Below are 20,919 nucleotides of genomic sequence, written 5' to 3' on the forward strand. Positions count from 1 at the left end.
CCCGGGCCTGACGGCTCCGGGCGCGGGCCGCTCCGTACCGTACGCACGATGCCCCCCGGCGGGGAGCGCGCGTCGCGGGCGGACGGCGCAATACGGTGAAAACCAACCCGCCGCATCTCGCACCCCGTAGGAGCACTGGACATGTCCAGCGAGTTCTTCATTCCGGACCCGGACGGTCACGTCCCCAACGCCGAGGGTTACTTCGGCGACTTCGGCGGCAAGTTCATCCCGGAGGCGCTCGTCGCCGCCGTGGACGAGGTCGCCGTCGAGTACGAGAAGGCCAAGACCGACCCGGCCTTCGCGGCCGAGCTCAATGAGCTCATGGTCCACTACACCGGCCGGCCCAGCGCCCTCACCGAGGTGCCCCGCTTCGCCGAGCACGCCGGCAACGCGCGGATCTTCCTCAAGCGCGAAGACCTCAACCACACCGGCTCGCACAAGATCAACAACGTGCTGGGCCAGGCACTGCTCACCAAGCGCATGGGCAAGACCCGGGTCATCGCCGAGACCGGCGCCGGCCAGCACGGCGTCGCGACCGCCACCGCCTGCGCGCTCTTCGGCCTCGACTGCACGATCTACATGGGCGAGATCGACACCCGGCGCCAGGCGCTTAACGTGGCCCGGATGCGCATGCTGGGCGCCGAGGTCATCGCGGTGAAGTCCGGCTCGCGGACCCTCAAGGACGCCATCAACGAGGCGTTCCGCGACTGGGTCGCCAACGTGGACCGGACGCACTACCTCTTCGGTACGGTCGCCGGTCCGCACCCCTTCCCCGCCATGGTCCGCGACTTCCACCGCGTCATCGGCGTCGAGGCCCGCCGCCAGATCCTGGAACGCGCCGGCCGGCTGCCCGACGCCGTCGCGGCCTGCGTCGGCGGCGGCTCCAACGCCATCGGCCTCTTCCACGCCTTCATCCCGGACGCGGACGTCCGCCTCGTCGGCTTCGAGCCCGCCGGGCACGGCGTCGAGACCGGCGAGCACGCGGCCACGCTGACCGCGGGCGAGCCCGGGATCCTGCACGGCTCCCGGTCGTACGTCCTCCAGGACGAGGAGGGCCAGATCACCGAGCCGTACTCGATCTCGGCCGGCCTGGACTACCCGGGCATCGGCCCGGAGCACTCCTACCTCAAGGACTCCGGCCGCGGCGAGTACCGCGCGATCACCGACGACGCGGCGATGCAGGCCCTGCGCCTGCTCTCCCGTACCGAGGGGATCATCCCGGCGATCGAGTCGGCGCACGCCCTCGCGGGAGCGCTCGACCTGGGCAAGGAACTGGGCAAGGACGGCCTGATCGTGGTCAACCTGTCCGGCCGCGGCGACAAGGACATGGACACGGCCGCCCGCTACTTCGGGCTGTACGACACCGACGGGGAAGTCGCCGAGAACGAGTTCGCCGAGGGGGACGACAAGTGAGCGCCACCACCGCCACCGGGAACGTCGAGCTGCTGAGCGCGACCCTGGCCAAGGCGAAGTCCGAGAACCGCGCCGCTCTGGTCGCCTACCTCCCGGCGGGCTTCCCGACCGTGGACGGCGCCATCGAGGCGGCCAAGGCCGTCATCGCGGGCGGCGCGGACATCGTCGAGATCGGGCTCCCGCACAGCGACCCGGTGCTGGACGGCCCGGTCATCCAGACGGCCGATGACATCGCCCTGCGCGGCGGCGTCAGGATCGCCGACGTCATCCGTACGGTCCGCGAGGCGCACGAGGCGACCGGGGCCCCGATCCTGGTCATGACGTACTGGAACCCCATCGACCGCTACGGCGTCGAGCGGTTCACCGCCGAGCTGGCGCAGGCGGGCGGCGCCGGCTGCATCCTGCCCGACCTGCCGGTCCAGGAGTCCGCGCTGTGGCGGGAGCACGCGCGCAAGCACGGTCTGGCGACCGTCTTCGTCGTGGCCCCCAGCAGCAAGGACGAGCGCCTGGCCACCATCACGGCGGCCGGATCCGGCTTCGTCTACGCCGCCTCCCTCATGGGAGTCACCGGCACCCGCGCGTCGGTCGGCACCCAGGCCCAGGACCTGGTGCGGCGCACCCGCGCCACGACCGAGCTGCCGGTCTGCGTCGGCCTGGGGGTCTCCAACGCCGGCCAGGCCAAGGAGGTCGCGGGATTCGCCGACGGAGTGATCGTCGGCTCGGCCTTCGTGAAGCTGCTCCTGGACGCGCCCGACCTGCCGGCCGGGCTGGCAGCCGTACAGGCGCTTGCGGGCGAACTTGCGGAAGGCGTACGCAGGAGCTGACGCGGAGCGGCTCCACGGCGGGTTCTGTAGCCCGATCGAGTGGAAGTGGGAGCGGGGAGGCACGCGAGTGCCTCCCCGCTTCGTTTGGCCGAACGTGAGCGAGAAGAACGACGGTGCGAACCGCGATGCGACGAAACGATCGGCCCGGGAGCGACTCCTCGAGGAGCGCGAGCGGCAGAAGGCCCGGGACAAGCGACGGCGGACCCTCATCGTGTCGGCGGCGGTGGTCGGCGTACTCGGCCTGGCCGCCGTCGTCGGCCTGATCGCGGCGAACACCGGCAAGAACGGCGGCTCAGCCAAGGGCGGTCCGGTGGTGGCCCCCTCCGGGGCCGCCGGCAAGGACGCCCTCGCCATCCAGACCGGCAAGAGCGACGCCAAGTCCACGCTGACCGTGTGGGAGGACTTCCGCTGCCCGGCCTGCAAGGCCTTCGAGGACAACTACAGAGCCACCATCCACGAGCTGGTGGACAAGGGACTGCTCAAGGTGGACTACCACCTGGTCGCCCTCATCGACGGGAACATGGGCGGCAGCGGCTCGCTGAAGAGCGCGAACGCGGCGGCCTGCGCGCAGGACGCCGGCAAGTTCCCGGCCTACCACGACGTGCTCTTCCAGAACCAGCCGGAGGAGGTCGACGACGCCTACGGCAAGAACGCCAGGCTGCTGGAGCTGGCGGGCACGGTGGACGGGCTGGACACGCCCGCCTTCCGCTCGTGCGTCGAGGACGGCACGCACAACAGCTGGGTGGGCAAGGTGCACGAGGCGTTCCGGGCCGGGAACTTCCGGGGGACGCCGACCGTGCTGCTGAACGGCAAGGACATCTTCTCCGACCAGGCGAATCCGCTGACCCCGCAGAAGCTGAAGGAGCAGGTGGAGGCCGCGGCCAAGGGCTCCGGCGGCGGCAGCGCGGCCGGAGCCCCGAAGGCGACGGCGTCCAAGGCGTCCGCGTCCGCGTCGGCCACGCGCTCGGCTTCGGGCCGCTCGGACTCCGGCTCGGACTCCGGCTCCGGCTCCGGCTCCGGAGCGGGCGCTGCGGGCTCGGGCTCGCCGTCGGGCACCCCGAAGGCATCGTCGACGACCGGGTCGAAGGCGGTGTCGAAGGGGACCTCAGAGGACTGAGGGACACGCCTGGGTCACGCCTGGGTCATGTGTGGATTTGGTTTCGGCTTGCCGGGCGGGTTGCGGTCCGCACCGCCCGGCAGGGTAGCGTCAGCCCTGCCATGGACATTGCTTACATCCCCAGCCCCTCGACCGGCGTGATCCATCTCGGACCGATCCCGCTGCGCGGCTACGCGTTCTGCATCATCATCGGCGTCTTCGTCGCTGTCTGGCTCGGCAACAAGCGCTGGATCGCGCGCGGCGGGAAGCCGGGCACGGTCGCGGACATCGCCGTGTGGGCGGTGCCGTTCGGCCTTGTCGGCGGTCGCCTCTACCACGTGATCACCGACTACCAGCTCTACTTCGGCGAGGGCCGCAACTGGGTCGACGCCTTCAAGATCTGGGAGGGCGGCCTCGGCATCTGGGGCGCGATCGCGGTGGGCGCGGTGGGCGCGTGGATCGGCTGCCGGCGGCGCGGTATCCCGCTGCCGGCCTGGGCGGACGCCCTGGCCCCCGGCATCGCGCTGGCCCAGGCCTGCGGACGCTGGGGCAACTGGTTCAACCAGGAGCTCTACGGCCGGGCCACCGACCTGCCCTGGGCGGTGAAGATCAGCGAAGGCCCGAACCGGGTCGAAGGCACCTACCACCCGACCTTCCTGTACGAGTCGCTGTGGTGCATCGGCGTCGCCGCACTGGTGATCTGGGCCGACCGCCGCTTCAAGCTCGGCCACGGACGGGCCTTCGCCCTGTACGTCGCCGCGTACTGCGTCGGCCGCGGGTGGATCGAATACATGCGGGTCGACGAGGCGCACCACATCCTGGGCCTGCGGCTGAACGTCTGGACCTCGATCGTCGTCTTCGTGCTGGCCGTCGTCTACCTGGTGCTGTCCGCGAAGCTGCGGCCGGGCCGCGAAGAGGTCGTCGAACCGGACAGGCCCGCGTCGGAGCCGAAGGACGGCGTGGCCGACGCGGCTGCGGGTGCGGCGGAGCCGGAGGGCGGCGCGAAGACGGCCACCGAGGCGAAGCCGGACGTTGCCGGGAAGGCCGAGCCCGCGGACTCCGCCGTCAAGGCGAGCCTGCGCAAGGCGGAACCGGCCGGGGACGCGCCCGCGGAGGCCGAGAAGAGCTGACCGGACCGGGTCCGGAGGGGGCGCCGCGCGACGCGGCGCCCCCTCCGCACGCCCGGGGCCAGCCACCCGCCCGCCCGGGGCCAGCCACCCGCCCGCCCGGGGCCAGCCACCCGCACGGTCGGAGACGACGCGGCGACGTCTGCCGGTACGCCCGCGTCACGGGCATCTGCCGCTGGGCCGGCGGCTTCGCGTCGGCGCCCGTGACCGGCCCGGCCGGTCGGCGCTCACCGCATGGTCACCCGCTCCGCCAGCGCCAGAGTGCGGTGCGCCGCCGCCACGACGGCCGGATCCACGAACCGGCCGTCGGGCAGGGCCAGCGCGCCCGGGGTGGCGCGGGCGGCCGCGAGGATCTCCTCGGCGGCCGTCACCTCCGCCGGCGCCGGCAGATAGGCCGCCTCGATCACCGGGAGCTGGCGGGGATGGATCGCCGCCCGGCCGAGAAATCCGAGCGCCCGGCCGCGGGCACAGGAGGCGGCCAGCGCCTCCACGTCCCGGATGTCCGGGAACACCGACTGCGCCGGGGGCACGAGCCCGGCCGCCCGGGCCGCCACCACCACCCGGCAGCGGGACCAGTCCAGGCCCGCCTCCCCGCTGATGCCCAGGTCGGCCCGGAGATCCGCCTCGCCGAGGGAGAGCCCGCGCAGGGCGGGGTGGGCGCGGGCGATCTCGTACGCGCGCTCCACGCCCAGCGCGGATTCCAGCAGGGCATGGAGGCTCACACCGCCGGTGCGGTCGGCGACGGTGGCGATCTGCTCCGGGGCGCTGATCTTGGGCAGCCGCAGCCCGGCCAGGCCGTGCAGCCCGGCGAGGGCGCTGAGGTCGGCGCCGCCCCACGGGGAGTCGAGCGCGTTGACACGGACGTGGACGGGGACCGGGGGCCGCTCGGTGAGCAGCGCGACGGTGGCGGCGCGGGCGAACTCCTTGCGGGAGCACGGAACCGCGTCCTCCAAGTCGACGATGACGGCGTCCGCCCCGCTGCGCAGGGCCTTGGCCACCACTTCCGGGCGGTCGCCCGGTGCGTACAGCCAGGTCAGGATCACACCGCCCCCTCGGTCCGGAGCGCGGCGATCTCGGCCTCGTCCAGGCCCAGTTCGGTCAGGACCTGCTCGGTGTCCGCGCCGTGCGGGCGGCCGGCCCAGCGGATCCCGCCCGGGGTCTCGGAGAGCCGGAAGAGGACGTTCTGCATCCGGAGCGGGCCGAGCTCCGGGTCCTCGATCTCCGTCACCGTGTCCAGGGCCGCGTACTGCGGATCGGCCATCACGTCCCGGACGTCGTAGACCTGTGCCACCGCCGCCTGCGCCTCCTCGAAGGCGGCGATGACCTCCTCCGCCTTGTGCCGGGCGATCCAGCCGCCGACGGCCTCGTCCAGGACGGGTGCGTGGGCGGCCCGCCCGGTGCCGTTCGCGAACCACGGCTCGGCGATCAGCTCCGGCCGTCCGACCAGCCGCATGACCCGCTCCGCGATGGACTGGGCCGAGGTGGAGACCGCCAGCCAGCGACCGTCCGCGCTGCGGTAGGTGTTGCGGGGGGCGTTGTTGGTGGAGCGGTTGCCGGTGCGGGGCTGGACGTAGCCGAGCTGGTCGTACCAGAGCGGGTGCGGGCCCAGCACGGTGAGGATCGGCTCGATGATGGCCAGGTCCACTACCTGCCCGTGCCCGGTGCGGTCGCGGCCGGCGAGCGCGGTCATCACGGCGTACGCGGTGGTCAGTGCGGCGATCGAGTCCGCGAGCCCGAAGGGCGGCAGGGTCGGCGGCCCGTCCGGCTCCCCGGTGATCGCGGCGAAGCCGCTCATGGCCTCGGCCAGGGTGCCGAACCCGGGACGGCCGGCGTACGGGCCCTGCTGGCCGAAGGCCGTGACGCGGGTCAGGATCAGGCGCGGGTTGGCGGCGGACAGCTCGGGCCAGCCGAGGCCCCACCTCTCCAGGGTGCCGGGGCGGAAGTTCTCGATGACCACGTCGGCGGTGGCGGCCAGCCGCAGCAGGGTGTCCCGGCCGCCGGATGTGGACAGATCGAGGGTCATGGTCCGCTTGTTCCGGCCGAGCAGCTTCCACCACAGGCCGACGCCGTCCTTGGCCGGGCCGTGGCCGCGGGAGGGATCGGGGCGTTCGGGGTGCTCCACCTTGACGACCTCGGCGCCGAAGTCGCCGAGCAGGGTGGCGGCGAGCGGTCCGGCGAAGAGGGTGGCGAGATCGAGGACGCGGAGCCCTTCCAGGGGTCCGGAGGGTGGGGCGGGATTGGGGGCGGGCGCGGGTCCGGCTCCGGCCGGGGGGTTCGCCCGGTTCGGGCCCCGAGCGCCGGCCCCCGCCGCCGCGTCGGCGGGTGTCACGAAGCGGCTCCGGAGCCGGTGCCCGCCCGTGGGGCCGGCGCAGGTCCCCCCTCCCGCCCGGCCGACGCGAGCGCGTCCGTCTCGGCGCGGGTCGGCATCGAGTCCTGGGCGCCCGGCCGCTGGACGGAGAGTGCGGCCGCGGCCGAGGCCCAGCCCAGGGCGTGCGCGATGGGACGTCCCTCCCCGAGGGCCACGGCGAGGGCGCCGACGAAGGTGTCCCCGGCCGCGGTGGTGTCCACGGCCCGGACCCGGGGTGCGGGTACGGTCAGCGGCTCCCGCCCGCGAGCCGCGTACAGCGCCCCGGCCGCGCCCAGCGTGATGACCACTTCGGGCACGTCCCGGAGCAGGGCCGCGGCGGCCTGGTACGGGTCGGTGAGACCGGTGAGGGCGGCCGCCTCGTGCTCGTTCGGGACCAGGAGGTCGGTGGCGGCGAGGAGTTCGGCGGGCAGCGGCTGGGCGGGAGCCGGAGTGAGGACCGTACGGACGCCGTGCGTGCGAGCGGCTCGGGCTCCGGCCAGGACGGCCGCCATGGGCAGCTCCAGCTGGAGGAGGAGCGAGTCGGCGGCCGCGATCCGGGAATCGTCGCCCGCCTCCAGGCCGGTGACGTGGGCGTTGGCACCCGGGATGACGATGATGCTGTTGCCGCCCTCGTCGTCCACGGTGATGTGCGCGGTGCCGCTGGCGCCCTCGACGGTACGCAGGGCCGCCGTCTCGACCCCGGCCGCGGTGAGCGCGGAGCGCAGCCGTACGCCGAACTCGTCGGCGCCGACCGCGCCGATCATCACCACCTCCCCGCCGCAGCGGGCGGCGGCGACGGCCTGGTTGGCGCCCTTGCCGCCGGGCACGGTGCGAAACGCGCGGCCGGTGACGGTCTCCCCGCGCCGGGGGGCCTTGGGGACGTAGGCGACGAGGTCCATGTTCGTACTGCCGAGCACGGCGATGGCCGTCATGAGCGTGCTGCCTCCTGTGCGGTGAGGTGAGCGAGGGTGTCGAAACCGATGCCGTCGAAGCCGGGGACGGTGGTGGCGAGGCGGTTCTTGAGGGGTGCGGTCCAGCGGTGCGGGAGGTTCTCCGGCGACCCGGCGAGCAGCCCGGCGAGCGAGCCCGCGGTGGCCCCGTTGGAGTCGGTGTCCCAACCGCCGGAGACCGCCCGGCAGATGGAGTGGGTGAAGTCGCCGTCGGCGTGGGTGAGGGCGGCGGCGATCAGGGCGGTGTTGGGGACGGCGTGCACCCAGTGGTAGTGCCCGTAGCGCTCGTGCAGCCGGTCGACGACACGGTCGAAGTCCTCCTCCTCGACCGCCGCCCGGATCCCGAAGCGGACCGCCTCGGCGAGGCGCGAGCGGGGCGGTACGACCGTCAGTCCGGCCCGGAGCGCGGCGTGGACGTCGGCCCGGCCGGTAGCGGCCTCGGCGATGGCGGCGGCGGTGAAGAGGGCGGCGTACAGGCCGTTGCCGGTGTGGGTGAGGGCCGCGTCCCGGTACGCCTGGGCCGCGGCGGCGGCCGGCTCGCCGGGGTGGGTCCAGCCGTGGACGTCGGCGCGGATGAGGGCGCCGATCCACTCGCGGAACGGGTTGTGGTGGGTGGCGGTGGCGGGTGGCTCCAGCCCGAGGAGGAGGTTGCGGTACGCGACGCGCTCGGCGGTGAAGGTCCGCCCGGCGGGCAGTTCGCCGAGCCACAGACGGCCGACGTCGGCGGTGGTGAAGCCCTTGCCGTGCCGCTGGAGGAGGAGCAGATCGAGGAGGGGGTAGTTGAGGTCGTCGTCCTCGGGCATGCCGTCGATGTTCTCGGCGAGTGAGGTGGGGGCGGAGCGGCGGTTCCAGGGGTACGCGGCCAGCAGCTCGGGCGGGACGCGCCGGGCGGTGAACCAGTCGCCCAGCGGCCAGTTGCCGGCGGCCCGGGCGAGGGCGCGGATGCCGGCCAGGGGGAGCTTCTCCACGGGCTTGCCGAGGAGGCAGCCCGCGGCGCGGCCCAGCCATGAGGCTTCCAGCCGGGGGAGCAGGCGCGGGTCCCGGCCGTACGCACGGCCTGCCGGGAGCGAGCGGGCGGCTCCGCGCTGTGCGGGGCGGACGGCGGTCGCGGCGGAGCCGGGGCCGCCATGCCCCGGCTGCTCCGGGCGGGGCATGGCCTGCCGGAGGCCGAGGGGGTGGCCGGCCGGGGCTCGGTCGGGGGGTCCCGGATCCTCGGGCTGGGCGGGGCCATGGGCGGCCGGTGCCGGTGCCGGTGCCGGTGTCCGTGCCGGGGCGTCATGGCTTGGACCTGCCGTACGGGCGTCCGCGCGCGCGGGAGCCGCGGCGCCGGGCGCGGCCTCGGCCGGCGGGCGCGGAAGCCGGGGCTTCGCCGGGCGGGGTGCGTCCCTCACGCTCCTTCCCGCGGTGTCGGTGTGCGGCTCCGCCGGGTGCCGGCCCGGCCGGGGCCAGGCGGCCTGGATGGCCGCCCACGACTCGGGCTCGTCGGCGGCTCCGGGGGAGGGGAGCCGGGCGAGTTCGTCCAGCAGGCGCCCGGCCAGGGCACGGAGTTCCGGCGGCGCCGGTGCGGGGGAGGCCCCGGCCCGCTCGGGCGCCGGGTGCCCGCCCGCCGCCAGCCAGGCCCGCCGGACGGCCTCCGGGTCCCGGCCGTCTTCGGTCGCCTGGCGCAGCTCGTGGCCGATGAGGTCCTCGGGCTGCGCCCAGGTGAGCCGGACCAGGTCGTCGGCGCCGGTGGGCGGCCGAGGGTCGGTCCCGGACGGGAACGCCGTTGCCGGGCCGGGCGCGGACGGCGGCGGACGGTCCGGCGGGTCCGGCTTCGAGGGGGCCGTCATCGGGGCGAGGAGATCGACGCGAAGGCCGCCTCGTGGGCGCGGCGGCGGGACCGGTCGCGGGCGAAGATCTCCCGGGCCACGGCGGCCAGCGCCCCGGCGGGGGCGTGCAGGTCGAGGCGGCTGGCCTCGGCGACCTGCTTGGCCCAGGCCGCGGGCACCACGCTCTCGCCGCCCAGCGCCCCGGCGATCGCCCCCGCCATGGTGGCGATGGAGTCGCAGTCCCGGCCGTAGTTGACCGCTCCCAGGACGGAGGTCTCGTACGCCCCGTCCGCGACGATCAGCATTCCGAGCGCGATCGGCAGCTCCTCGATCGCGTGCAGCCGGGACGGGCGCCGGGCATCCAGCGAGGGTTTGCGGTAGTCCGGGCCGACCGAGTCGTACGGGGCCACCGCCGCCCGGAGCGGAACCAGCGCGGACTCGAAGTCCCGGTGCCGGTAGGCCACTTCGCAGACGGCGGAGATCGCCTCGCGCGTGCCGTCCTTGGCCAGGGACAGGGCCGTGTCCACCACCGAGGCGGCCGTCGCTCCCGGGAGGCACGCGGCCGCCACCGCCGCCGCGAAGACACCCGCGGCCTCCCGCCCGTACGAGGACTGGTGCGCGCCGGCGACGTCCAGCGCCTCCGCGTACGCGCCCGCCGGATTGCCCGCGTTGGCGATGCCGACCGGCGCCATGTACATCGCCGCACCGCAGTTGACGATGTTGCCGCTGCCGGCCTCGCGCGGGTCGGCGTGTGCGTAGTGCAGCCTGGTCACGATCCACTTCTCGGCGAGGAAGATCCGCTGCAACGGTAGGGCCTCCGCCTCCAGTTCAGGGATCCAGCGCGGGTTGTTCATCAGATCGGGGACCAGGTGCTCGGCGATCGCGTAGGCGTCCAGGTGGTCCCGTACGGCCTCGTAGACCCGTACCAGCGCGTGCGTCATCAAGGTGTCGTCCGTGACGTGCCCGTCGCCCTTGTGGTACGGGGCGATGGGGCGGGCCGTGCGCCAGTTCTCGTACCACGGGCCGACGATGCCGTGCACGCGGCCGCCGTGCCGTTCCACGATCTGGTCCGGGGACCAGCCCTCCACCGGGCCGCCGAGCGCGTCGCCGACGGCGGCTCCGACGAGAGCGCCTGAGGCCCGGTCCTCCAACGTGAGCGTCATGTCCGAATCATCCCCTGGGTCTTGGGTGAGGTGAGCTCCGTACGCGCGAGAAGCGCGGCGAGTTCCACGAGGTCGGTGCCGGCGAGGCGGGGAAGGGCGCAGCCCGAGAGGGTGCGGCAGGCCTCGCGCCAGGCGGCAGGGATCGAGTCGCCGCCGCCGAGCGCGCCGGTGAGGGCGCCGGCGAGGGCGGGGGCGGAGTCCGCGACGCGGGACAGGCAGGCGGCGGCCGGGACGGCCCCGGTCACCTTGCCGCGGGCGGCGGTCGCGAGGGCGAGGGCCACGGGGACGGTCTCGGCGGCGGCGATTCCGTAGCTGTAGACGTGGTCGACGATCTCGTGTTCGAGGGTCGGGACGATGGCGAAGGCGCCGCCGCCTCGGGCCGCGCGGGCGAGCTTGACGGCGTGGCGGGCGTTGCGGCCGATCTCGGTGGCCTCGGGAAGCTGGCCGAGGGCCGCGTCGACGGCGGCGTCGACGTCCGCGCCGGCGAGGGCGGTCGCGATGGCGGCGGCCATGGCGCGGGCGCCGTGGACGCCGTCGCCGTCCTGGGTGTAGCGGGCGTCGAACTCGGCGAGGTCCGCCGCCGCGCCGGGGTCGCCGGGGTGGACGACGGCGAGGACGCAGGCGCGGATGCAGGCGGCGTCGTCGAAGTAGTGCGGGTTGTCGTGGCCGGTGGCCGGCGGGCGCAGGCCGGCGGCGAGATTGCCGAGGCCGGCGCGGACGGAGATCCGGGCACGGAGGGGGAGTACGGCGGACTCGACCTCGGGCGCGCGTTCCGCTGCCGCCGCGACCTCGGAGGCGAGGGCGTTCCACGCCAGGTCGATGGCCGCGCGCATGCGGCGGGACCGGGAGAGGTCGCTGAGCAGCACGCCCGCGGCGGTGAGAACGGACTCGGCGACGAAGGCGGCCCACTCGGCGTCGTCGGACGGCCCGAGGCGCAGGGGCTCGGGGGGCTGGTTGAGGGCGATCGGGACGGGGAGGGTGGTGGTGGCGTTCTGCTCGGCGAAGGTGTCGAGCTCACGGGTGAGGCGCCGGGTCCACTCGGGCATCCGGCTGGCGCGGTGGCGGGCCGCGGGCCACCCGGCGGCGTCGCCTGCGGCGAGGCCGAGGAGAAGCCCCTCGATCCGCCGGGCCCCTGCGGGGGGCTCGGCGGCAACGTCCCCGGGCCCGGTCCCGGGCTCCGCCCAGACGGTGGGGGCGTCGGCCTGCGCGGGCGGTCGCGGGGCGGTACGGGGCTCGGCGGGGGCCGTTTGTGCGGTTGCGGTTTCCGGGCCGGCCCAGGCGGTACGGGGCTCCGGGGGTGCGGTGTCGGGTGGCGCGGCGGGGGATGGGGCGGCGGGGGGTGGGGCGGCAGGGGGTGGGGCGGCGTCGGGTGGGGCCGTTTCCGCCGGCCCGCCTCTTTCCGCCAGTGCGGGCACGCCCCCGGACCTCCGTTCGGCCGGGGCGGTGCGTGCCGCCCGGGGCGTCGGGGCCGGCTGCGGGCGCTCGGGCCGGCCGCCCGGGACCGGCAGGGCAGGCGGGTGTGCGGCCCGGCCTCCTGCCGGGTCCGCCGGGTCCGCCGGGTGCGCCGGGGGCGGGGCGGCGGTGGGGCGGGGGGTGCCCGAGGAGGTGGGGGACGCCGACGGGTCCGGGGCGTACGGGGACGGGGACGGGGTCATCGCGGCGCCTCGTATTCCGGGGTGAGGAGGTCCGCGATGTCCAGGACGTGGTAGCCCCGCATCGAGGGGAGGCAGCTGCCGCGCACCGGGCCGATCGCCGACGCCCAGGCGGCGGGGATCGCCGCCGCGCCCGACATCGCGCCGGACAGCGCGCCCGCCACCGCCGCCGTGGTGTCCGCGTCGCGGCCCATGTTGACCGCCATGAGGACCGAGGCGGAGAAGTCGCCCGCCGAGGCGGCGAAGGCTCCGAAGGCGAGGCCCACCGCCTCCGGGGCCAGGTCCGTCCACGGGTAGCCGCCGATCACGACCGCCGAGCGGACCGCCCGTTCGCCGCGCGGGGCGGCGGTCACCGCCCGGCGCAGGGAGCGGGCCGTCCAGGAGTCCGAGGGGATGACCGACACGGCCGCCGAGATGACGGAGGCGGGGCTGCCGCCCGCCATGGCCACCGCCACGCCGGCCGCGACCGCCTGGCCGCCGTAGATGCCCTCGCCGTCGTGGCTGACGCAGCCGTCGATGGCGACGAGCCGCGCCGCTTCCGCCGGCCGCCCGGCCGCGAAGACGCCGAACGGCGCGGCCCGCATCGCCAGGCCGTCCGACCAGGCGTGCCGGTGCTGGGCCGAGATGGGGGCCGCCAGGCCCCGGCGGAGGTTTTCGAGGGTGCCGCGCTCGGAGAAGCCCGCGCCGCGGAAGGGGCCCTCGTCCAGGTCCGCGATCCAGTGGTGCCACGCCCGTTCCACGTGGGACACGGCGAGCGCCGACCCGTGGCGGGCCAGCAGCAGGCCGGAGAAGATCGCGTACTCGGTGTCGTCCGTGCCCGCCGGGTCCTCCGAGACGAAGCCCTCGATACGGCCCCACTTGGCCCGGATCTCCGACGGCTTCATGTTCTCCGCGGGGGCGCCCAGCGCGTCGCCCACCGCCAGTCCCAGAAGAGCGCCCCTGGCCCGTTCGAGGAGGACCTGCGGATTGGATGCAATCAGCTCCATGGCGCGCCTCTCCACTTGATGGGACTCATGATGAGCCCTTGGGGGATTTGTGCCATGGCATGTGGTTTGTCGCTCGTCGCGAAACACCCCGCACGCGCCCTCGTCACCCGGTCGCCGACCCGCAAAACCGCAGGTAAGTACGGCCTTCCTTGCTGGCGGGCGGCCGAAATCGTGCGTAGTTTCGAGGTGTTCAGGGGGAACGGGAAGCCTCATGAGGTCCGTTCGCGCAAAAGGGGAGATACGCCGCATGTCCATCATCGACATCGAAGCACCACTGCACACCGCCCACCGCGACAACCACACCCACCGCGACGTCAATGGTGGATGGCTGCGGCCGGCCGTCTTCGGTGCGATGGACGGGCTCGTCTCCAACCTCGCCCTGATGACCGGCGTGGCGGGCGGGGCCGTCGCCCCGCCCGTCGTCGCGATCACGGGCCTGGCGGGCCTGGCGGCCGGCGCCTTCTCGATGGCGGCCGGCGAGTACACCTCCGTCGCCTCGCAGCGCGAGCTGGTCCTCGCCGAACTCGACGTAGAGCGTCAGCAGTTGCGCAAGCACCCCGTCGACGAGATGGAGGAGCTGGCCGAGCTGTACGTCTCGCGCGGCGTCGAGCCGGCCCTGGCCCGCGAGGTCGCCATGCAGCTGTCCCGCGACCCGGAGCAGGCGCTGGAGATCCACGCCCGCGAGGAGCTCGGGATCGACCCCGACGACCTGCCCTCGCCGCTGGTCGCCGCGGTCTCGTCCTTCGGTTCCTTCGCGCTGGGCGCGCTGCTCCCCGTACTGCCGTACCTGCTCGGGGCCACCTCCCTGTGGCCGGCGGTGCTGCTGGCGCTGGTCGGGCTCTTCGCCTGCGGTGCGGTCGTCGCCCGGGTCACCGCCCGGTCCTGGTGGTACAGCGGGCTGCGCCAGCTCGTCCTGGGTGGCGCGGCGGCGGGTGTGACGTACATCCTGGGAACCTGGATCGGCGCAGCCATAGGCTGACCGGGCCGGGAGTGAGACACTATGCAGAGCGCAACATAAGTAGTCCGTTACTCGGCGGTTTCGATTCGGTGTCCGCCGGGAATCAGACCAGGACCCCCCGGCTCGCGGCCGGGCCGGTACCTCGCGGGCAATGACGCCCGCCTGCTCATGCTCGGGACCTTCGCCCCGCTCGCCCAGATTCGCACGTGAGCGTCTGCGAAAAGTCCCCTCTTTTCCGCTCATTTCCGCCTCGTACAGTCCGCATGCTGGAATGACGTATCCGCTTCTCGGGATTGTCGTCATCATGTAATCTGCACGAAATTTCGCAGAGGGCCAACGTCGTCCCTCGGCTATGCACATATGCCACGACGACGACGGGAGAGCCGATGCGTTCCGCATCCACGCACTCCGCGACCGGCCTCAGCAACACCGCCTGGTCGCCCATGGACGGTCGCCCCGCCCAGCAGGGCATGTACGACCCTCGCAACGAGCACGACGCCTGTGGCGTCGGCTTTGTGGCCAACCTCAGCGGCGAGGCCAGCCACACGCTGGTCGAGCAGGCGCTGACCGTATTGCGGAACCTCGAGCACCGTGGTGCCACCGGCTCCGAGCCGGATTCGGGCGACGGCGCCGGAATCCTCTGCCAGGTGCCGGACGCGTTCCTGCGCGAGGTGGCCGGTTTCGACCTCCCCGAGGCCGGCGCGTACGCCGTCGGCATCGCCTTCCTCCCTGCCGACGGCTCCGCACAGGCCGTCGCGCAGATCGAGGCGATCGCAGCCGAGGAGAACCTGACGGTCCTCGGCTGGCGCGAGGTCCCGGTCACCCCGGACCTGCTCGGCAACGGCGCCCGCGCCACCATGCCGGCCTTCTCGCAGCTCTTCGTCACCGGCGGAGGGACGAGCGGCATCGAGCTGGACCGCAAGGCCTTCGTGCTGCGCAAGCGCGCCGAGCGTGAGGCCGGGGTGTACTTCCCGTCGCTCTCCGCCCGCACGATCGTCTACAAGGGCATGCTGACCACCGGCCAGCTGGAGCCCTTCTTCCCCGACCTCTCCGACCGCCGCTTCGCGTCGACGCTGGCCCTGGTCCACTCGCGGTTCTCGACGAACACCTTCCCCTCCTGGCCGCTCGCCCACCCGTACCGCTTCGTCGCGCACAACGGCGAGATCAACACGGTCAAGGGCAACCGCAACTGGATGAAGGCCCGCGAGTCCCAGCTGGCCACGGACGCCTTCGGCGAGGGCGCGCTGGAGCGGATCTTCCCGATCTGCACCCCGGACGCCTCCGACTCGGCCTCTTTCGACGAGGTCCTGGAGCTGCTCCACCTCGGCGGCCGGTCGCTCCCGCACAGCGTGCTGATGATGATCCCGGAGGCGTGGGAGAACCACACCTCCATGGACCCGGCCCGCCGCGCGTTCTACAAGTACCACTCCACGCAGATGGAGCCCTGGGACGGCCCCGCCTGCGTCACCTTCACCGACGGCACCCAGGTCGGCGCGGTCCTCGACCGCAACGGTCTGCGCCCCGGCCGCTACTGGGTCACCGACGACGGCCTCGTCGTGCTCGGCTCCGAGGTCGGCGTGCTCGACATCGACCCGGCCAAGGTCGTCCGCAAGGGCCGCCTGCAGCCCGGCAAGATGTTCCTCGTCGACACCGCCCAGAAGCGGATCATCGAGGACGAAGAGATCAAGGCCGAGCTGGCCGGCGCGGCGCCGTACGCCGAGTGGCTGGAGACCGGCGAGATCGAGCTCGAGGACCTCCCCGAGCGCGAGCACATCGTCCACACCCACGCCTCGGTCACCCGCCGCCAGCAGACCTTCGGCTACACCGAGGAAGAGCTGCGCGTCATCCTCGCGCCGATGGCCCGTACCGGCGGCGAGCCCCTCGGCTCCATGGGTACGGACTCCCCGATCGCGGCCCTGTCCGAGCGCCCCCGGCTGCTCTTCGACTACTTCACGCAGCTCTTCGCGCAGGTCACCAACCCGCCGCTGGACGCCATCCGCGAGGAGCTCGTCACCTCGCTGCTGTCCTCGGTGGGCCCGCAGGGCAACCTGCTGGACCCGAACGCCGCGTCCTGCCGCAGCGTCACCCTGCCCTTCCCGGTGATCGACAACGACGAGCTGGCCAAGCTCATCCACATCAACGCCGACGGCGACATGCCGGGCATGAAGGCCGCCACGCTGTCGGGCCTCTACCGGGTCTCCGGCGGCGGCGAGGCGCTGGCCGCCCGGATCGAAGAGATCCGCGCCGAGGCCGACGCGGCGATCGCGAACGGCGCCCGCCTGATCGTCCTGTCGGACCGCCACTCGGACGCCGAGCACGCGCCGATCCCGTCGCTGCTGCTCACCTCCGCGGTGCACCACCACCTCATCGCCACCAAGCAGCGCACCCAGGTGGGTCTGCTGGTCGAGGCCGGTGACGTCCGCGAGGTCCACCACGTCGCGCTGCTCATCGGCTACGGCGCGGCCGCGGTCAACCCGTACCTCGCCATGGAGTCCGTCGAGGACCTCCTGCGCGCCGGTACCTTCCTCTCCGGCCTGGAGCCGGAGCAGGCCATCAAGAACCTGATCTACGCGCTCGGCAAGGGCGTCCTGAAGGTCATGTCCAAGATGGGCATCTCCACCGTCGCCTCCTACCGCGGCGCCCAGGTCTTCGAGGCCGTCGGCCTGAACGACGACTTCGTCGACACCTACTTCAACGGCACCGCCACCAAGATCGGCGGCGCCGGCCTGGACGTCATCGCCACGGAGGTGGCCGCGCGCCATGCCAAGGCGTACCCGGCCTCCGGCATCGCGGCCACGCACCGCGCACTGGAGATCGGCGGCGAGTACCAGTGGCGCCGCGAGGGCGAGCCGCACCTGTTCGACCCCGAGACGGTCTTCCGCCTCCAGCACGCCACCCGCAACCGCCGGTACGACATCTTCAAGCAGTACACGGACCGGGTGAACGAGCAGTCCGAGCGCCTGATGACGCTGCGCGGGCTCTTCGGCTTCAAGTCCGAGGACCGTCCCTCCCTCTCCATCGACGAGGTCGAGCCGGTCGCCGACATCGTCAAGCGCTTCTCCACCGGCGCCATGTCGTACGGCTCCATCTCCAAGGAGGCGCACGAGACCCTCGCCATCGCCATGAACCAGCTGGGCGGCAAGTCCAACACCGGTGAGGGCGGCGAGGACCCGGACCGCCTGTACGACCCGGCGCGCCGCTCCTCCATCAAGCAGGTCGCCTCCGGCCGCTTCGGTGTCACGAGCGAGTACCTGGTCAACGCGGACGACATCCAGATCAAGATGGCGCAGGGTGCCAAGCCCGGCGAGGGCGGCCAGCTGCCCGGCCACAAGGTCTACCCGTGGGTCGCCAAGACCCGGCACTCCACCCCGGGTGTCGGCCTGATCTCCCCGCCGCCGCACCACGACATCTACTCCATCGAGGACCTGGCTCAGCTGATCCACGACCTCAAGAACGCCAACCCGGCCGCTCGCATCCACGTGAAGCTGGTGTCGGAGGTCGGTGTCGGCACCGTCGCCGCGGGTGTCTCCAAGGCCCACGCGGACGTCGTCCTCATCTCCGGCCACGACGGCGGTACGGGCGCCTCCCCGCTCACCTCGCTCAAGCACGCGGGCGGCCCCTGGGAGCTCGGCCTGGCCGAAACCCAGCAGACCCTGCTGCTCAACGGCCTGCGCGACCGGATCGTCGTCCAGACGGACGGCCAGCTCAAGACCGGCCGCGACGTGGTCATCGCCGCGCTGCTCGGCGCCGAGGAGTTCGGTTTCGCGACCGCGCCCCTCGTCGTCTCCGGCTGCGTCATGATGCGCGTCTGCCACCTGGACACCTGCCCGGTCGGCATCGCCACCCAGAACCCGGTCCTGCGCGACCGTTTCTCCGGCAAGCCCGAATTCGTCGTGAACTTCTTCGAGTTCATCGCGGAGGAGGTGCGCGAGCTCCTCGCCGAGCTGGGCTTCCGTACGCTCGAAGAGGCCGTCGGCCACGCCGAGCTGCTCGACACGACCAAGGCCGTCACGCACTGGAAGGCGCAGGGACTCGACCTGGAGCCCCTCTTCTACGTGCCCGAGCTGCCCGAGGGCGCGGTCCGCCACGCCCTGATCGAGCAGGACCACGGTCTGGAGAAGGCACTCGACAACGAGCTGATCGAGCTCGCCGCCGACGCGCTGAACGCTGCCACCGCCGAGGACGCCCAGCCGGTCCGCGCCCAGCTCGCGATCCGCAACATCAACCGGACCGTCGGCACCATGCTCGGCCACGAGGTCACCAAGAAGTTCGGTGGCGCCGGCCTGCCCGACGACACGATCGACCTGACCTTCACCGGTTCGGCCGGCCAGTCCTTCGGCGCCTTCGTTCCGCGCGGCATCACCCTGCGGCTCGAGGGCGACGCCAACGACTACGTCGGCAAGGGCCTCTCCGGCGGCCGGATCGTGGTCCGCCCCGACCGCGGCGCCGACCACCTCGCCGAGTACTCGACCATCGCCGGCAACACCATCGGCTACGGCGCCACCGGCGGCGAGATGTTCCTGCGCGGCCGCACCGGCGAGCGCTTCTGCGTCCGCAACTCGGGCGCGCTGGTCGTCTCGGAGGGCGTGGGCGACCACGGCTGCGAGTACATGACCGGCGGCCAGGCGGTCGTCCTGGGCGAGACGGGCCGCAACTTCGCGGCGGGCATGTCGGGCGGCGTCGCGTACGTCATCGACCTCGCCGCGGAGAACGTCAACGTCGGCAACGCGGGTGCGGTCGAAGCCCTGTCCGACGCCGACAAGCAGTGGCTGCACGATGTGGTGCGCCGCCACGAGGAGGAGACCGGCTCGACCGTGGCCGCGAAGCTCCTGGCCGACTGGTCCGTCGCCGTGGACCGCTTCAGCAAGATCATCCCGACCACGTACAAGGCAGTGCTCGCCGCCAAGGACGCCGCTGAGCTGGCCGGACTCTCGGAATCCGAGACGACCGAGAAGATGATGGAGGCGGCGACCAATGGCTGACCCGAAGGGCTTCCTCACCACCCCGCGCGAGACCGCCTGCACCCGTCCCGTCGCCGAACGGCTGAAGGACTGGAACGAGGTCTACGTCCCGGGCTCGCTGCTCCCGATCATCAGCAAGCAGGCCGGCCGCTGCATGGACTGCGGCATCCCGTTCTGCCACAACGGGTGCCCGCTCGGCAACCTCATCCCGGAGTGGAACGACTTCGCGTACCGCGAGGACTGGACGGCCGCCTCCGAGCGCCTCCACGCCACGAACAACTTCCCGGAGTTCACGGGCCGCCTGTGCCCCGCTCCGTGTGAGTCCGCGTGCGTCCTCGGCATCAACCAGCCGGCTGTCACGATCAAGAACGTCGAAGTCTCGATCATCGACAAGGCGTGGGACAACGGCGACGTCACCCCGCAGCCGCCCGAGCGCCTGTCCGGCAAGACCGTCGCCGTCATCGGCTCCGGCCCGGCCGGCCTGGCCGCCGCCCAGCAGCTGACGCGGGCCGGCCACACGGTCGCCGTGTACGAGCGCGCCGACCGCGTCGGCGGCCTCCTGCGCTACGGCATCCCCGAGTTCAAGATGGAGAAGGTGCACATCAACCGCCGCATCGAGCAGATGCGCGCGGAGGGCACCAAGTTCCGCACGGGCGTGGAGATCGGCCGCGACCTGGACGCCGTACAGCTGCGCAAGCGGTACGACGCGGTCGTCATCGCGGCCGGCGCCACGGTCTCCCGCGACCTGCCGGTGCCCGGGCGCGAACTGCGCGGGATCCACTTCGCGATGGAGTACCTCCCGCTCGCGAACAAGGTCCAGGAGGGCGACTTCCTGGCGCCGCCCATCACGGCCGAGGGCAAGCACGTGGTCGTCATCGGCGGCGGTGACACGGGCGCGGACTGCGTGGGCACCGCCCACCGCCAGGGCGCGGCCTCGGTCACGCAGCTGGAGATCATGCCGAAGCCGTCCGAGGACCGGATCGCCTCGCAGCCGTGGCCGACGTTCCCCATGCTGTACAAGGTGACCTCGGCGCACGAGGAGGGCGGCGAGCGGGTCTACTCCGTCTCCACCACCCACTTCGAGGGCGACGAGGACGGCAACGTCAAGGCCCTGCACCTGGTCGAGGTGGAGTTCGTCGACGGCAAGCTCGTCCAGAAGCCGGGCACCGAGCGCGTCCTCCCGGCGCAGCTGGTCACCCTCGCGATGGGCTTCACGGGCACGGACCAGGAGAACGGCCTGGTCCAGCAGTTCGGCCTGACCCTGGACGCCCGCGGCAACATCGAGCGCGACGCCTCCTACGCGACCAACGTGGACGGCGTCTTCGTCGCCGGTGACGCGGGCCGCGGCCAGTCGCTCATCGTCTGGGCCATCGCGGAGGGCCGCTCGGCCGCCCGCGGCGTGGACCGCTTCCTGACGGGCACGAGCGCCCTCCCGTACCCGGTCAAGCCGACGGACCGCTCCCTGACCGTCTGATTCCGACGCCGTGCTCGCACCGCTCGGCCGCAGTCGGCCTCCCGGGCTTCGACCCGGCTGCGCCGGCCTCCGGCCGTCGGTGCGCGGTCGGCGCCCGTCCCACCGGTAAGACCCCCCTCGGGGGACCCCTCATACGGTCCGTACAACGGTGTGCGGAACT

General features: G+C 73.3%; 13 protein-coding genes and 1 pseudogene. 7 read left to right on the forward strand and 7 right to left on the reverse strand.

Going from position 1 to position 20,919, the window contains the following annotated elements; genetic code table 11:
• Positions 1-141 precede the first annotated feature (141 nt).
• From trpB to lgt, 4 genes and pseudogenes are all read left to right on the forward strand, one after another.
• The gene (gene trpB, locus ABZX75_RS13985; protein ID WP_355410398.1) at positions 142-1,413 is read left to right on the forward strand and encodes a tryptophan synthase subunit beta; all 1,272 of its coding nucleotides are present in this window, start codon (positions 142-144) and stop codon (positions 1,411-1,413) included.
• Positions 1,410-2,237 carry a tryptophan synthase subunit alpha gene (trpA, locus tag ABZX75_RS13990; RefSeq protein ID WP_355410399.1) on the forward strand — a complete coding sequence of 276 codons (828 nt, stop codon included), beginning with the start codon at positions 1,410-1,412 and terminating at the stop codon, positions 2,235-2,237. The genes trpB and trpA overlap by 4 nt, the downstream gene beginning before the upstream one ends.
• A 94-nt stretch (positions 2,238-2,331) precedes the next feature.
• Positions 2,332-3,126 (forward strand): annotated as a pseudogene (locus ABZX75_RS13995) (thioredoxin domain-containing protein); the annotation flags it as partial.
• 329 nt (positions 3,127-3,455) lie between these two features.
• Positions 3,456-4,463: a prolipoprotein diacylglyceryl transferase gene (lgt, locus tag ABZX75_RS14000; protein WP_355410400.1), complete on the forward strand. Its 1,008-nt coding sequence runs from the start codon at positions 3,456-3,458 to the stop codon at positions 4,461-4,463.
• 224 nt (positions 4,464-4,687) lie between these two features.
• Here lgt and ABZX75_RS14005 read toward each other — a convergent pair whose 3' ends face one another.
• The 7 genes from ABZX75_RS14005 to ABZX75_RS14035 form a co-directional block, all read right to left on the reverse strand.
• Positions 4,688-5,503, reverse strand: a complete 816-nt coding sequence (locus tag ABZX75_RS14005; RefSeq protein WP_355410401.1) for a CoA ester lyase — start codon at positions 5,501-5,503, stop codon at positions 4,688-4,690.
• On the reverse strand, positions 5,500-6,675 hold the full coding sequence (locus ABZX75_RS14010; protein ID WP_355410591.1) for a CoA transferase: 1,176 nt from the start codon (positions 6,673-6,675) through the stop codon (positions 5,500-5,502). The genes ABZX75_RS14005 and ABZX75_RS14010 overlap by 4 nt, the downstream gene beginning before the upstream one ends.
• A 110-nt stretch (positions 6,676-6,785) precedes the next feature.
• The gene (rbsK, locus tag ABZX75_RS14015) at positions 6,786-7,739 is read right to left on the reverse strand and encodes a ribokinase (RefSeq protein WP_355410402.1); all 954 of its coding nucleotides are present in this window, start codon (positions 7,737-7,739) and stop codon (positions 6,786-6,788) included.
• Positions 7,736-9,586, reverse strand: a complete 1,851-nt coding sequence (locus ABZX75_RS14020; protein WP_355410403.1) for an ADP-ribosylglycohydrolase family protein — start codon at positions 9,584-9,586, stop codon at positions 7,736-7,738. Before ABZX75_RS14020 ends, rbsK begins: the two co-directional genes overlap by 4 nt.
• On the reverse strand, positions 9,583-10,728 hold the full coding sequence (locus tag ABZX75_RS14025; protein WP_355410404.1) for an ADP-ribosylglycohydrolase family protein: 1,146 nt from the start codon (positions 10,726-10,728) through the stop codon (positions 9,583-9,585). The genes ABZX75_RS14020 and ABZX75_RS14025 overlap by 4 nt, the downstream gene beginning before the upstream one ends.
• The gene (locus tag ABZX75_RS14030) at positions 10,725-12,143 is read right to left on the reverse strand and encodes an ADP-ribosylglycohydrolase family protein (RefSeq protein ID WP_355410592.1); all 1,419 of its coding nucleotides are present in this window, start codon (positions 12,141-12,143) and stop codon (positions 10,725-10,727) included. Before ABZX75_RS14030 ends, ABZX75_RS14025 begins: the two co-directional genes overlap by 4 nt.
• A gap of 236 nt (positions 12,144-12,379) precedes the next feature.
• Positions 12,380-13,366, reverse strand: coding sequence for an ADP-ribosylglycohydrolase family protein (locus ABZX75_RS14035; protein ID WP_355410405.1), 987 nt, complete (start codon positions 13,364-13,366; stop codon positions 12,380-12,382).
• A gap of 247 nt (positions 13,367-13,613) precedes the next feature.
• Between ABZX75_RS14035 and ABZX75_RS14040 the strand changes: the two genes are divergently transcribed.
• The 3 genes from ABZX75_RS14040 (at position 13,614) to ABZX75_RS14050 (ending at position 20,759) form a co-directional block, all read left to right on the forward strand.
• The gene (locus ABZX75_RS14040; protein ID WP_355410406.1) at positions 13,614-14,345 is read left to right on the forward strand and encodes a VIT1/CCC1 transporter family protein; all 732 of its coding nucleotides are present in this window, start codon (positions 13,614-13,616) and stop codon (positions 14,343-14,345) included.
• 422 nt (positions 14,346-14,767) lie between these two features.
• Positions 14,768-19,306, forward strand: coding sequence for a glutamate synthase large subunit (gene gltB, locus ABZX75_RS14045; protein WP_355410593.1), 4,539 nt, complete (start codon positions 14,768-14,770; stop codon positions 19,304-19,306).
• Entirely contained in the window at positions 19,299-20,759 is a 1,461-nt protein-coding gene (locus ABZX75_RS14050; protein ID WP_355410407.1) for a glutamate synthase subunit beta, read from the forward strand. Before gltB ends, ABZX75_RS14050 begins: the two co-directional genes overlap by 8 nt.
• Positions 20,760-20,919 lie beyond the last annotated feature (160 nt).

Source organism: Streptomyces sp. NPDC003038 (genome assembly GCF_040611115.1).
GTDB lineage: Bacteria > Actinomycetota > Actinomycetes > Streptomycetales > Streptomycetaceae > Streptomyces.

Bases quoted from the DNA above. Each gene is read 5' to 3' on its own strand.
- gltB (WP_355410593.1), top strand. From the start codon at position 14,768: ATGGACGGTCGCCCCGCCCAGCAGGGCATGTACGACCCTCGCAACGAG.
- trpB (WP_355410398.1), top strand. From the start codon at position 142: ATGTCCAGCGAGTTCTTCATTCCGGACCCGGACGGTCACGTCCCCAAC.
- ABZX75_RS14050 (WP_355410407.1), top strand. From the start codon at position 19,299: ATGGCTGACCCGAAGGGCTTCCTCACCACCCCGCGCGAGACCGCCTGC.
- ABZX75_RS14040 (WP_355410406.1), top strand. From the start codon at position 13,614: ATGTCCATCATCGACATCGAAGCACCACTGCACACCGCCCACCGCGAC.
- ABZX75_RS14025 (WP_355410404.1), bottom strand. From the start codon at position 10,728: ATGACGCTCACGTTGGAGGACCGGGCCTCAGGCGCTCTCGTCGGAGCC.
- ABZX75_RS14035 (WP_355410405.1), bottom strand. From the start codon at position 13,366: ATGGAGCTGATTGCATCCAATCCGCAGGTCCTCCTCGAACGGGCCAGG.
- ABZX75_RS14020 (WP_355410403.1), bottom strand. From the start codon at position 9,586: ATGACGGCCCCCTCGAAGCCGGACCCGCCGGACCGTCCGCCGCCGTCC.
- lgt (WP_355410400.1), top strand. From the start codon at position 3,456: ATGGACATTGCTTACATCCCCAGCCCCTCGACCGGCGTGATCCATCTC.
- rbsK (WP_355410402.1), bottom strand. From the start codon at position 7,739: ATGACGGCCATCGCCGTGCTCGGCAGTACGAACATGGACCTCGTCGCC.